The sequence below is a fragment of the Enterococcus sp. AZ126 genome, assembly GCF_051714545.1.
Taxonomy (GTDB): domain Bacteria; phylum Bacillota; class Bacilli; order Lactobacillales; family Enterococcaceae; genus Enterococcus_L.
Genome location: NZ_JBIOSB010000001.1, coordinates 2,323,005 through 2,336,214 on the forward strand (window position 1 = coordinate 2,323,005; position 13,210 = coordinate 2,336,214).

General features: G+C 36.6%; 11 protein-coding genes and 1 pseudogene. 6 read left to right on the forward strand and 6 right to left on the reverse strand.

Going from position 1 to position 13,210, the window contains the following annotated elements:
- Positions 1-3 precede the first annotated feature (3 nt).
- From IGI43_RS10985 to IGI43_RS10995, 3 genes are all read left to right on the forward strand, one after another.
- A complete protein-coding gene (locus IGI43_RS10985; RefSeq protein ID WP_438757834.1) occupies positions 4-1,245 on the forward strand; it encodes a peptidase U32 family protein in 1,242 nt (413 codons plus the stop codon).
- Positions 1,246-1,310: 65 nt separating this feature from the next.
- On the forward strand, positions 1,311-2,663 hold the full coding sequence (gene gor / locus IGI43_RS10990) for a glutathione-disulfide reductase (protein ID WP_438757835.1): 1,353 nt from the start codon (positions 1,311-1,313) through the stop codon (positions 2,661-2,663).
- A gap of 110 nt (positions 2,664-2,773) precedes the next feature.
- Positions 2,774-3,325 (forward strand): hypothetical protein, encoded by a 552-nt coding sequence (locus IGI43_RS10995; RefSeq protein WP_438757836.1) that lies wholly within the window; start codon positions 2,774-2,776, stop codon positions 3,323-3,325.
- A gap of 35 nt (positions 3,326-3,360) precedes the next feature.
- Here the strand turns inward: IGI43_RS10995 and IGI43_RS11000 are convergent, their stop codons facing one another.
- The 4 genes from IGI43_RS11000 to IGI43_RS11015 form a co-directional block, all read right to left on the reverse strand.
- On the reverse strand, positions 3,361-4,347 hold the full coding sequence (locus IGI43_RS11000; protein WP_438757837.1) for a polyprenyl synthetase family protein: 987 nt from the start codon (positions 4,345-4,347) through the stop codon (positions 3,361-3,363).
- 39 nt (positions 4,348-4,386) lie between these two features.
- Positions 4,387-4,947, reverse strand: a complete 561-nt coding sequence (locus IGI43_RS11005; protein WP_034683622.1) for a Gx transporter family protein — start codon at positions 4,945-4,947, stop codon at positions 4,387-4,389.
- Between the two features lie 16 nt (positions 4,948-4,963).
- Positions 4,964-5,386 (reverse strand): NusG domain II-containing protein, encoded by a 423-nt coding sequence (locus IGI43_RS11010; protein WP_438757838.1) that lies wholly within the window; start codon positions 5,384-5,386, stop codon positions 4,964-4,966.
- Positions 5,387-5,493: 107 nt separating this feature from the next.
- Entirely contained in the window at positions 5,494-7,389 is a 1,896-nt protein-coding gene (locus IGI43_RS11015; RefSeq protein WP_438757839.1) for an FAD-dependent oxidoreductase, read from the reverse strand.
- Positions 7,390-7,652: 263 nt separating this feature from the next.
- Here IGI43_RS11015 and pplA point away from each other — a divergent pair, with 263 nt between their 5' ends.
- From pplA to menA, 3 genes are all read left to right on the forward strand, one after another.
- The gene (gene pplA / locus IGI43_RS11020; protein ID WP_438757840.1) at positions 7,653-8,582 is read left to right on the forward strand and encodes an extracellular electron transfer flavoprotein PplA; all 930 of its coding nucleotides are present in this window, start codon (positions 7,653-7,655) and stop codon (positions 8,580-8,582) included.
- A gap of 365 nt (positions 8,583-8,947) precedes the next feature.
- Positions 8,948-10,024, forward strand: coding sequence for an FAD:protein FMN transferase (locus IGI43_RS11025; protein WP_438757841.1), 1,077 nt, complete (start codon positions 8,948-8,950; stop codon positions 10,022-10,024).
- Positions 10,025-10,035: 11 nt separating this feature from the next.
- The gene (menA, locus tag IGI43_RS11030; protein ID WP_438757842.1) at positions 10,036-10,989 is read left to right on the forward strand and encodes a 1,4-dihydroxy-2-naphthoate polyprenyltransferase; all 954 of its coding nucleotides are present in this window, start codon (positions 10,036-10,038) and stop codon (positions 10,987-10,989) included.
- Between the two features lie 109 nt (positions 10,990-11,098).
- Here menA and IGI43_RS11035 read toward each other — a convergent pair whose 3' ends face one another.
- Positions 11,099-12,085, reverse strand: a complete 987-nt coding sequence (locus tag IGI43_RS11035) for a biotin--[acetyl-CoA-carboxylase] ligase (protein WP_438757843.1) — start codon at positions 12,083-12,085, stop codon at positions 11,099-11,101.
- A gap of 248 nt (positions 12,086-12,333) precedes the next feature.
- Positions 12,334-13,007 (reverse strand): annotated as a pseudogene (locus IGI43_RS11040) (IS6 family transposase).
- Between the last annotated feature and the right edge of the window lie 203 nt (positions 13,008-13,210).

Consider the following 13,210-nt stretch of genomic DNA (forward strand, 5'->3'; position numbering starts at 1 on the left):
TACATGACAAACGAACGAACATTGAAGCGTCCTGAGGTCTTAGCACCAGCAGGGACGCTAGAAAAACTAAAAACAGCGATTCACTACGGAGCGGATGCAGTATACATTGGCGGAAACGCTTATGGTTTACGCAGCCGTGCAGGTAATTTCACAAAGGAAGATATGATCGAAGGCGTAGCTTTTGCTAATGAACACGGTGCAAAAGTTTATGTGGCGGCAAATATGGTCACGCATGAAGGGAATCAAGAAGGAGCAGGGGACTTTTTTAGAGAAATACGAGATGTTGGTATTTCTGCAGTAATCGTGTCTGATCCAGCTTTGATTGAAATTTGCGCAGCGGAAGCACCAGGATTACCGATTCATTTGTCAACGCAAGCATCAGCTACGAATTATGAAACATTAGAATTCTGGAAAAATGAGGGGCTAGAACGTGTTGTGTTAGCACGCGAAGTATCGATGGATGAAGTGGCAGAAATCCGAAAAAATACAGATGTAGAGATTGAAGCATTTATCCACGGAGCAATGTGTATTTCTTATTCGGGTAGATGTACGCTGTCTAACCATATGTCGATGCGGGATGCAAATCGTGGCGGATGTTCTCAATCTTGTCGCTGGAAATATGAACTTTATGATATGCCCTTTGGTGGTGAACGGACAAATTTGACTAATAAAGGTGAAGTCGAAGAAGAATTTTCAATGAGTGCTGTTGACATGGCGATGATCCAACACATTCCTGAACTGATTCAAAACGGTGTCGATAGTTTTAAAATCGAAGGACGGATGAAATCAATTCACTACGTTTCAACTGTGGCGAATGTATATAAAAAAGCTGTCGATACGTATATGGAAGATCCTGAAAATTATGAATGCCAACAAGAATGGATCGATGAACTTTGGAAAGTGGCGCAAAGAGAGCTTTCAACCGGATTTTATTATCATGTACCGACAGATGAAGAACAATTATTCGGCGAACGCCGCAAGATTCCTCAATATAAATTTATTGGAGAAGTCATGGCATATGATCCCGAAACAAAAGTTGCGACGATTCGTCAGAGAAATCATTTCAGTGTAGGCGATGAAATCGAATTTTACGGTCCTGGGTTCAATCACTTCCATCAAACAGTAGAAGTTATGTATAATGAAGAAGATGAGTCAATCGATCGTGCACCGAATCCAATGATGATTTTAACGATGCCGGTTGTACAGCCAGTTGCAGTTGGTGATATGATTCGTAAGAAAAAATAAATAATAGGATTGAGGGATCGGCTATAACAGCCTATCCCTTTCATTGCAGAAAGGAAAAGTGGATAATGTCAAAGCAATATGATTATATCGTGATTGGTGGCGGCAGTGGTGGAATTGGTTCTGCTAATCGTGCAGGGATGCATGGTGCTAAGGTTTTGTTAATCGAAGCTGGAGATATTGGCGGAACATGTGTCAATGTTGGCTGTGTACCAAAAAAAGTGATGTGGCAAGCAAGTTCAATGATGGAAATGATGAGGCGAGATACACAAGGATATGGATTTGACGTAGATGTAAAAGAATTCAGCTTTAAAAAACTCGTTCAAAATCGTGAAGCCTATATTGATAATTTGCATACAGCTTATCATCGTGGATTAGATAGTAACAAGGTAGAAGTTTTATCTGAATATGCAACATTTATTGATGATCATACAATCGAAGCAGGTGGTGAAACTTATACAGCACCTCATATTTTGATTGCTACTGGTGGGCGTCCTAAAAAATTGGGGATTCCAGGTGAAGAGTATGCGATAGATTCTAATGGCTTTTTTGCTTTAGAGGAGCTACCAAAACGAGTAGTGTTTGTTGGTGCTGGTTACATAGCAGCTGAACTTGCTGGAACGATCCACGGATTAGGTGCTGAAACGCATTGGGCATTTAGAAAAGAGCGTCCGTTAAGAGAATTTGATGAAATGCTTTCTGAAAAAGTAGTAGAGCATTATATGGAGGACGGTATGCATATTTACCCTCATTCAACTCCGCATTCAATTGAAAAGTTTGACTCTGGGGAATTGATGATCACTTTTGAGAACGGCACTAAAATTACGGCGGACAGTATTGTTTTCGGAACTGGACGTCAACCAAATACGGATCGTTTAGGACTAGAAAATACACAGGTTGAGTTGACAGATAAAGGCTATGTAAAAGTGGATAAATTCCAAAAGACAACACAGTCTGGTATATATGCTGTTGGCGATGTGATTGGTAAAATCGATTTGACTCCTGTTGCTATTGCAGCTGGAAGAAGGTTATCTGAACGACTATTCAATGGTAAGGAAAATGAGTACTTGGATTATGAAACAATTCCTACCGTAGTCTTTACGCATCCTCCTGTTGCTACAGTTGGTTTAACCGAAAAACAAGCAAAAGAAAAGTATGGTGATGAAAATATCAAGATTTATCAATCAACTTTCACTCCAATGTATTTTGCATTAGGCGAATATCGCCAAAAATGTGATATGAAGTTAGTTTGTGTTGGTGAAGAGGAAAAAATCGTTGGATTGCACGGAATAGGTCTAGGCGTAGATGAAATGCTGCAAGGATTTGCAGTTGCGATTAAAATGGGCGCTACGAAAAAAGATTTTGATAATACGGTTGCGATTCACCCGACAGGTTCGGAAGAATTTGTGACGATGAGGTAAAAAAATGGGATGAGAAGAAACTGATTTTTAGTTTCTCTCATCCTTTAAATCTCGATAATTCAGTGCGATTTATTTATACAGATTAATTATATTAGGAGTAATGTTTCGGTATGAACTTTATACATAGCTATGTTAAAAAAATAGTTAAAAAAACTATTTTCCTTAGTACAGCACTGGTATTTTTAATGGCAGTCAGTTTAGTTGTTATATCTGCTGTTAATGGGTTAAAAATACCTCATGCTAAAAAAGAAGATATCTTACTATTTCTTATTTTTATTTTTTCAATGCCAGCTATAATTTTGGGAGTAGCAATAGGATTACCACTTTTAAAAACATATTATCAAATCAATAAGTATCTTGGTGAGAGTTCAAAGGAAGAACAGGAAGAATTGCACGGATTACTGAAAAGAGAATGCTCAGAAAAAGAGGCCAGGTGGCATTTTCAAGCGCGTTATAGTGAGCAATTTATGGTTTTTTTACCAGATGTTGTTATAAAAAAGGATGAATTATCATCCTGCAAGCGGTTAGGCACAAAGAGGTATTGGAAAGGTGGGACGTATTATCAGGTAAAAGTTATTTTCAAGAGCGGTAAAAAGAAAGTAATTGATTATTCTACGTTATCTAGTGTAGATACTACGATCAGATGGTGGAAACAAAAATAGGTCAGGCCGATAAATAATTATGGCCTAACCTATTTTTAACTTGTTCGTGCAAGAATTGCTTGTGTGATTGCTAAAAGTTCATTTTTAGCATCATTAGATGTTTCGGGTAACTTGTTGATACCCTTTAATGCTTTTTGAGTATATTTTTCCGCAAGTTTTTGTGCTTTAGCAACACCGTCAAATGAATGGACGAGTTCATAGATTTTATTTGTTTCAGTCTCAGTCAATGCTTCTCTTTTTTCTAGATAAGGAAGTAAGGTTTCACGTCCTTCTTCTAGAGCGTATAATAATGGCAATGAATAAATTCCTTGGCGGACATCTTCAAGTACAGGTTTCCCAATTTGTTCAGGACTTTGTGTATAATCTAAAACATCATCGATGATTTGAAAAGCAAGGCCGATGTTTTCCCCAATTTTTCCACAATTTTTAGCAAAGCGTTCAGAAGTTCCACTTTCATAAGCGCCGACAAAGCAACTTAGTGAAAAAAGCTCAGCTGTTTTACCAGAGATATTTTCAAGATATTGATCGATTGTCGTATTAAGATTATAACGGTTGTCCATCTGCCCTAACTCACCGCTCAATATTTTTTCCATACTTCTAGAATTTAATTGAATACTTTTTAAAGAAGATGAATAGTCAGCTAGTAGTTTGAAACAGCTGACAAATAAATAATCACCAGCATAAACGGCGGTACTATTACCGAACTGAGAACGAATCGTAGGCAAGCTGCGTCTAATATCTGCATCATCTACGATATCATCATGTATCAAGGTTGCAGTATGCAGTAATTCAATAGCTGCAGCTAAAGCAACAGCTTTTTTAGTGTCTCTTTTTTCACCGAATTGTGAAAATAACAGTTGGTAGGCTGGTCTCAATAATTTACCGCCAGAATGGATCATTGACAGGACTGCGTTTTCGACTTCTTTATTTTTTAAAGTAACACTATTTTCCATCAGCTTTAATGTACTATTTAAATCTTTTGCTAGTTCAGGATATTTTTTCCACATTGGATGAATGTTCATAAAATGACTCCTTTGATTATACTCGATCAGACGATACTATTACTGGAAATATTGACTCCATTTATGTTTAGTTGTTGATTCATAATTTAACTGAAATTGTCGTAAAGTTTGAACGTGACGTAGCAAGTAGTTTGCTGCAATCCCTATTGCGATACCGGATAATAGACCGATAAATGAAAGAAAAGGTAGGTAAAGCATCGGAGCCCACGATTGAGCGAAGAAACAAGTAGTCAATAACTGTCCAACATTGTGTAAAAATCCGCCAGCTGCACTGATGCCGATAATGCTGACACGCTTTGGTCCTAACTGCATAATGATGAGCATACCAAGATAACTAAGTAAAGCACCGCTAGCACTGTAAAAGAAGGTAGAAATCGTTCCACCGAGTAAGGTCGTTAAAATCAAACGCATGCACACTAAAAAGAAGCTATCTCTTTTTCGCATTGTAAAAATGGCAATGATCGTAATCAAGTTAGCCAGTCCTAATTTGGCACCTGGAGCGAAAGCAAAAGGATAAGGAATCATATTTTCAATCAAACCAATGATCACACCTTGGGCAACTAACATTGAAATGTAGATGTTTTTTTGTAATTTACTCATAATATATTGGCAATGTTTAGTAAATCAAACTGCCATCCTCACTCCCGTCAGCAGCTTCAACTGTGATGAATAAATTATGTGGTAAACAAGCAATTGGTGTTTCTCCTGCTTTAGATATCCATCCTCGTTGTACGCAAATTTGATCTCCGCAGTTTGTTTCAACCATACGGATTTTGTCTCCGCTGACTTCAATTAAGTTATAATCACCATCAGCCGCTTCATATTTATATGTATAAGTTGGGCCATCTTCTTTTAAATCAAAGACTTTGATGACTTCACCATTTACTTTTAATACTGCTTGCTTCACAGCATCGTCTTGCGCCGTGTTTTGTATGCCAAAAACAACAAGGGGCAAGAAAGAACTGATGGTTAAAAGCAAAATAATAGCAATATCCCATGGGCGTATGTAACTTTTTTGAATAAATTCTTTAAAATCCAACTCTTTCCTCTCCTTTGTAGTTTTTAGTTAAATATAGTCTATCATAATGAGAAAAGAAAGTTCTAGGAGTAAACCTAGAACTCTCTTAGATCTTTCTATAAAGTTACTTATTTACTGCCGTATCTAGATTTGGGTGTTCCATACCACCATTTACCTAACGTACGTTGTACCCAAGGGATAACCCAGCGGTCTAAACCAAGTGAACGACCAGAACCGTTCATCAAAGCAAACGCTACGAAGATAAACCAAATATTTACCCAGTAGAACATACCTGAAAGACAGAAAGCAATTGTTAAACCAATTGTTGCAGCACTACTCAACCAAGTGAATAATCCAGCAATCAATGCTAACGCAATCAAGATTTCAACAATGGTCATGAATTTTTGCATGAATAAAGCAACTTCTTGATTTGGCATCATGAATTTCATTACACTTTCAAACCATTTAGGCATATGTTCAAAAACTTGCATTGGCTCTTCACCATAGGCATAGCTTAAACCAAATGTAGCTTTAGCTGTTTCTGTTGTAGCTTCTCCTGCCGCAGAAGCGCCTGTAGTAACTTGTTCTTGCAGCCAAGGGAACGGGAAGGCAACTTTATCAGTAAACCATGAACCTTCACCAAACCAAGTGCTTGGTTTTAAGTAATCGCCAGTTCCGACAATTTTTTTCATTGATTCGACTAGCCAAACCATACCGTAGAATACACGTAGAGGAACGCTCCATAGAACATTACCGTAACGAGAAGAATGTCCACGTGTTACATTGCGGTCGTCTTTAATATGGAAAAACTCGTGCATGATATATTGGAACATATAATAACCAGAACGGATATCAAAGAAATATTTCAAATTCACGATATGCTTCATAATGATAGCTAAGAAACCACTAAGGTGAATTTTATCAAATAAGTTTGCCACACCCCATTTAGAGCCGACAGAAACCATGAATCCTTGATAATTCCCTTTAAACTTGTGTTTTTCACTACCTTTGATGTCAGCCACGATATTAGCAGCGGCTGTGTGACCTGTTTGTTCAGCTGCTTGAACGATTTGCGGCGTTGGTGTTTCAGGAAATTCTTCGTAATAAACCAAGTCACCAACAATATAAATATTTTTGTCTTCATATCCTTTAGCTTGCATAAATTCATTTGCAATTAGACGATTACCACGAGCTGATTCCAAACCGAAGTCAGCAGCATCAGAAGTAGCTTTAACACCAGCAGTCCAAATTAATGTATGTGTTGGAACTGTAGAACCATCTTTTAGTTTGATGTGATCTGCAGCTACTTCAACGATTGGCGCATTCAGCAATAATTTAACATTTTTCTTCTCTAAATAACGTTCAGCTTTGGCTGCATCATTACGAGAAAGCATGTTTAAGATTGTCGGCATTGCTTCAACGACCATCAATGTAAATTCATTAGGATCAAGTTTGAAGTCTTTAGCAAGACGATCTTTCCAGTCGATTAGTTCACCGATCATTTCGATACCAGTAAATCCTGAACCGCAGACAACAAATGTCAGCATTGCTTTGCGAACTTCTGGATCTGGTTCGATAGCTGCTTTTTCAACTGTTTCCAAGATATGTTCACGAATTTTCAGAGAGTTTTCAAAAGACCATAAAGTAAATCCGTGCTCTTTAACTCCAGGAGTACCAAAATCATTTGGTTCGCCGCCCATACCGATGATCAATTGGTCAAATTCATAAGAACCTAACATTGTTTGAACAACTTTTTTGTCTTTGTCGATACCAGTTACAGTATCTGTTACAAGAGTGACATTCTTTTTACGTGAAAATAAACGTTGCAAGTCATATTGGATCGCAGAAGGTTCAACGCGTCCTCCAGCTACCTCGTGCAACTCAGTCATCATGGTGTGGTAAGAATGACGATCAATTAAAGTAATCTCAACGTCAGAATCTTTTTTCAATTTTTTGGCTAAAAATTTAGTAGCTGAAACTCCAGCATAACCAGCTCCCACAACGACAATTTTTTGCTTTGTCATTGATAATCCGCTCCTTAAAAAATAAAATAAAAATTGATAATAATTACACAATCGTATCTATTATATAGCGATATTCAGGTTTTGTCTAATAACATTTCTTAAATATAGGAAATAAATTTTTTTTATTAAAAAAACGTGAAAAACGGGTAAATTTTTCTTTTTTATTGCAACTTTAATTGACATAATTTTAATTTTCTATAGAATGTATATTGTATCACAAACTTAATTTGTTGAATACATAAGAAAAGGAAAAGGTGACTAACATGAAAATGAACAAAATTGTAAAGGGCTTCACAGCTATTGCACTGACATCTCTTTTATTAGCAGCATGTGGATCAGATGACAAGAAAGACACAGCAAAATCTTCTGACTCAAATACTGCAACATCAAAAACAGCTGAATCTTCTACAGTAGCAGAAAAAGAAGCTGGTGGTGATTTACAAGACGGCACTTATAAATTAGAAGAAAAGAACGAATCTAACGGTTACCGCGCAACATTTGAAATGACTGTTAAAGATGGTAAAATCACTGAATCTAAATACGATAATATCAATGCTGATGGAAAATCAAAAGCAGATGACAAAGAATATGAAGAAAAAATGAAAGACAAATCTGGCGTAGGGCCAGCTGAATATATCAAAGAATTAAACGAATCTTTTGTTGCGGCACAAAGCGCTGATGGCGTAGAAGTAGTAACAGGTGCGACTCACTCAAGTGAATCATTCCAAAACTATGCACAACAATTGATCCAAGCTGCTCAAGCGGGAGACACAAAAACAATCGAAATCGATAATGGTGCTGACCTTAAAGACGGTACGTATTCATTGAAAGAAAAAAATAATTCAAATGGCTACCACACAGAATTTTCAATTGTTGTTAAAGACGGTAAAGTAACTGAATCTAAATTTGACAGCGTCAATGATGAAGGTAAATCTAAAAAAGACGATGCTGATTATAACAAAAACATGAAAGAAAAATCAGGTACAGATCCTAAAACATACATTCCTGAACTAAATGATGAACTTGTTAAAGCGATGAATGAAGAAGATGGCTCTCCTGCAAATGTAGAAGTAGTAACAGGTGCAACTCATAGCTCACACTCATTTGTAATCTATGCAGAACAATTAGTTAATGCTGCTCAAAAAGGCGATACTAAAGAAATCGTTATAGATAATATCGTAATGAAAAAATAATTTTTCATAGGATAAATTGAAAGATAATTATGTGCAGAATTCAGATATTTGTCTGAGTTCTGCTTTTTGCTGTCCAACACTGTGACGGAATTTACCAGAGTGGATGTTGGCAACCCAAGGGAGAGAAATAACCTTACTAGTGAATGGTCAAGAATCAAAGCCAGTTCATAAACAGATGATCATCGATATAAGGTGACTTGCAGAGGATCTTGCTTTATTATCTTGATGTATACAAGTAGAAGATTTCTCAAGTGGATAGCGCGTCAATTTATTAAATAACATCAAAAACAAATAGAAAATCCTTCCCATTCACGTAAAAAAGCGCTACTATATATAAGATAATTTTTCTATTCAGAAAGAGGGATATGATGAAAAACAAAAAATCACGAATTATTTTAATAGCAGTTCTATTTTTAGTCATTTTAACAGGGTGCAATACGAAAACTGAGAAATCAAAAATCAATAAAGAACCGTATTCAGACCAGCAGTCATTGCTAGGAACATATGTACAAGTAAAAATCTATGACAATGGCAAAGAAGATGTGTTAGAAAAAGCTTTTGATCGAGTAAAAGAGTTAGGAGATAAGATCACTGTAAATGAAAAAGGCTCAGAAATAGATGAAATCAATGAACAAGCTGGAATCAAGCCAGTCAAAGTATCTGATGATATTTATCCATTAATAAAACGGGCATACGAATACAGCGAAGATTCTTCTGGTGGCTTTGATATGGCGATTGGACCAATCACACAGCTATGGCATATTGGTTTTGACGATGCGCGCAAACCATCACAGGAGGAGATCGATCAAGCCTTAAAATTAGTTGATTATCACAAAGTAAAATTAAATGATGAAGATAAAACAGTCTATCTTGAAGAAAAGGGCATGGAACTTGATTTAGGTGCGATTGCCAAAGGATATATAACGGATGAAGTCGTGAAAGTATTAAAAGACAATGGTGTAACGACCGCAATCGTGGATCTCGGTGGAAATGTTTATGTTCTTGGACATAGCCCTCGTGGTAAGGATATGGATTGGAACGTCGGCATTCAAGATCCTAATAAAGCACGTAATACTGTGGTCGGAACTGTTCAAGAAAGTAACAAGACTTTAGTAACTTCGGGCATATATGAGCGCTTTTTAGAAGTTGACGGTGAAAATTATCATCACTTATTTGATCCTAAAACGGGTTATCCTTTTGATAATGACATTGCAGGTGTGACAGTCATCACAAATGAATCAGTTGATGGAGATGGACTATCTACAGCGGTATTTTCTATGGGTGTAAAAAAAGGGTTAGAGTATGCTGAAGGATTAAAAGATGTCGATGTGATTTTTATTACAAAAGAAGATAAAGTATTTGTAAGTAAAGACATTGAGAAAGATTTTGAGTTAGGAAAAGATTCAGGTTATACAATGGGTGATCGTAAAGATCTGAAATAAGGAGAAGGACTATGTCGTTGAAAGTATTTTTGCAAGTTGTGGAAATCCAGACAAAGTTAGCAAGTCTATTTCCCTTTGCAGTTGGGGTATTATTTTCTGTTGCTTATTTTAATCAATTTCAACTAGGATATACAATTTTGTTTTTTGTTGGAATGGTTGTTTTTGATATGGCGACGACAGCGATCAATAATTATATGGATTTTAAGAAGGCGAAATCTGAAGTGTACAAATATGAAGAGAATATTATTGGCAGTTCAGGGATCGCTCCTGCTCTTGTTAGAAATATGATTTTTGGAATGATTGCTTTTTCAGCACTGATTGGACTCATATTAACAGTTAAAACAGGTTGGCTATTTTTAGTGATGGGCGGTGTGTGCTGTTTTATTGGCATATTTTACACATTTGGGCCAATTCCACTTTCCCGAATGCCTTTAGGGGAAGTATTTAGTGGTTTTACCATGGGGCTCGGGATTTTCGCGATGACGATTTACTTGAACGTCCAAGTAAGCCGCCCGTTTTATTTACAACTTGATTGGAGTAGCGGAACATTTGCTTTGACAGGAAGTTTGTGGGCGGTATTCGCAATCCTTTTGGCATCTTTACCGATGGTGTTTACGATTGCGAATATCATGTTAGCAAATAATTTAAGAGATTTAGACACTGATATTGAGAATCATCGGTATACATTGGTCTATTATATTGGGCGAAGTCAAGGTGTGATTTTATTCCAATTGTTGATGTTCGCGTGTTATTTGGTTGTTTTGGTTGGATTACTATTTGGTGTTTATCGCTGGCCGATTTTGACTGTATTCTTCTCATTCCCAATTGTTTGGAAAAATCTCCAGTTGTTTAAAAAAGAGTTGCCGCATCCTAAAAGTTTTGGTTATTCGATCAAAAATTTGATGGCATTTAATGGGAGCTATTTGTTAGGCTTGTTACTAACGATCGTATTAGAAAAAATATAAATAAAAAAGAAGAAAGCCGTATGAACCAAAACGACGTTGCTTTCTTCTTTTTTTGTACTATTCATTATTGTCTGCAATGGTAATACGACGTAAAAGTAGTGTAAAAAGGTTAAGTAGTCGTATTTATTCTATTTAAACTGATTTCTCCAGATGAAAGAACTTTTTCTGTTTGATCGTTTAGCGTGACAACAAGTTCACCATGATCGGTGATTGACGTGGCCATTCCTTCATAATCTATCCCTGCCTGTGTAAAAGAAACTGTTTTGCCAAGCACAAAGGATTTTTGACGATATTCTTCTAAAAAAGCTTGTTTAGGAAGTTGGTGCAGTATATTATAAAATTGATTCCAAATGGCTCCAATCAATTCGTTGCGTGTAATTGTAGGGTCTTTATCTGGGAATAAAGAGGATGCTTTTTTTCTTAGTTCTTCTGGGAATTCGTCTTGTTTTACAGAAAAATTGATTCCCATGCCAATAATGACAGTTGAAATTTGCCCAGATTCAACATCGCTCATTGCTTCTGATAAAATACCGCAAACTTTCTTTCCGTTGATATAAATATCGTTGACCCATTTGATTTCGGTTTGTATTTTAGAGAAATTATCCATTGCGCGTGCAATCGCTACAGCCGTTATTACGGTATATTGTGCCATTTCTTCAAAGTTTTGATTGGGTCTTAACAATAGGCTCATATAGATACCGCTACCAGCTTTTGAGAAGAAAGGACGTCCAAATCGTCCTTTTGGTGCTTCTTGGATATCTGCTACGATCAGTGTATTATCTGGTTCTCCATTCATTGCTGCTAGTTTAGCGTCTTTCATCGTAGATTCTGAAGAATTTAGAACTGTGATCGAAAGAGTTGGTGTTTTGGAATCAAGAGCCAAACGAATTCCTTCAGCAGATAAAATATCAGAGTTGTCATAACAATACCCTTTGTTTCGGCTACTTGAAATATGGTGTCCTTCTTTTCTCAATTCATTGATTGCTTTCCAAATCGCCGTTCGAGATAAAGAAAGCTGTTGTGCCATTTCTTCACCTGAAATATATGTTAGTTTTTTTTTCATTAACAAGGTCAATACCTGACTTTTCGTAGACATAGACTTCTCTCCTTTATGGTAGTTTCATTGTATCTGATGGGAAGAAGCTGGGTCAACCATAATAAGACTGAAAGAGGAGTAAAAAATCCTTCTTAGGATGTATGATTTCTCTTTAAAGACTTGCTATACTTAAGAAGTAGAAATAAAGAACAAAGCGTTATGTTCAAGAAATAAAGAAATTTATAGAGATGGAGGGTTCTGTTACAAAGTTGTAAATAAGAAAAGTCTACGCTTCTTAACAGGCTATTTTAAACCGCTATTCCCATTAATTGTTTGAGTTCATCGCATACTGAAAAGTCGAAGAGATTTCTTCGATTTTTTTGTATAAGGCATGGACTGTTTCTATCCCTTTAATTGTATCTGATGAGGTCCTTATGGACCGGTAGAATTTGTGTCTTTTCTTAATAGGTCGATGGTCCTGTTCAATGATAATATTCATGTATTTACTGGTTCGATGAGTAAGTAGAAGTGGAATTACCTTCTAATTTGAACTGTTTAAACGCGCAAGAGAGCGATGGTGCCTTATCCGTGACAAGATCCCTGGTTTCACCAAATTGTTTAACTAGCCGTTTGAAAAAAGCGTAAGCTGCTTGACTGTCGCGTTTCTTACGTAACCTAATGTCTAGTGTCAACCCAGAAGAATCAATTGCGCGATATAAATAATGCCATTTCCCCTTTACTTTAATGTAGGTTTCATCCATTCGCCAAGAATCGCTTGCCGTGCGATTTCGTTTTCCCAAAGGTAGTAAGCAATTTGACTATATTCTTGAACCCATCGGTAGACAGTTGTATGGCAGACGCCAATTCTACGTTCAGGAAGGATTTCTGAAACATCACGAGAACTTAAGTTATACTGTAGATAGTAGCCTACGGCTACCATGATAATGTCTTGTTTGAATTGTTTGCCTTTAAAATGGGCCATGATTGTTCCCATTAGATTCCGTTTCTTTCCATTTTACATTATATGACCCCTTTAGAAAAACTTTGCAACAGAACCGTTTTATTTCATAACTATCTATTTATAGATGATCGCGTTAGCTAAAAGAATTACTATTAAATTCAATGGTATTAACTGAGTTGCGGACAGAAACTAAGGATTGTTCCAATTTTTTACCAATTTTCCCT

Bases quoted from the DNA above. Each gene is read 5' to 3' on its own strand.
- IGI43_RS11000 (WP_438757837.1), bottom strand. From the start codon at position 4,347: ATGAACATTCATCCAATGTGGAAAAAATATCCTGAACTAGCAAAAGAT.
- pplA (WP_438757840.1), top strand. From the start codon at position 7,653: ATGAAAATGAACAAAATTGTAAAGGGCTTCACAGCTATTGCACTGACA.
- IGI43_RS11025 (WP_438757841.1), top strand. From the start codon at position 8,948: ATGATGAAAAACAAAAAATCACGAATTATTTTAATAGCAGTTCTATTT.
- menA (WP_438757842.1), top strand. From the start codon at position 10,036: ATGTCGTTGAAAGTATTTTTGCAAGTTGTGGAAATCCAGACAAAGTTA.
- IGI43_RS10995 (WP_438757836.1), top strand. From the start codon at position 2,774: ATGAACTTTATACATAGCTATGTTAAAAAAATAGTTAAAAAAACTATT.
- IGI43_RS10985 (WP_438757834.1), top strand. From the start codon at position 4: ATGACAAACGAACGAACATTGAAGCGTCCTGAGGTCTTAGCACCAGCA.
- IGI43_RS11015 (WP_438757839.1), bottom strand. From the start codon at position 7,389: ATGACAAAGCAAAAAATTGTCGTTGTGGGAGCTGGTTATGCTGGAGTT.
- IGI43_RS11005 (WP_034683622.1), bottom strand. From the start codon at position 4,947: ATGAGTAAATTACAAAAAAACATCTACATTTCAATGTTAGTTGCCCAA.
- IGI43_RS11035 (WP_438757843.1), bottom strand. From the start codon at position 12,085: ATGTCTACGAAAAGTCAGGTATTGACCTTGTTAATGAAAAAAAAACTA.
- gor (WP_438757835.1), top strand. From the start codon at position 1,311: ATGTCAAAGCAATATGATTATATCGTGATTGGTGGCGGCAGTGGTGGA.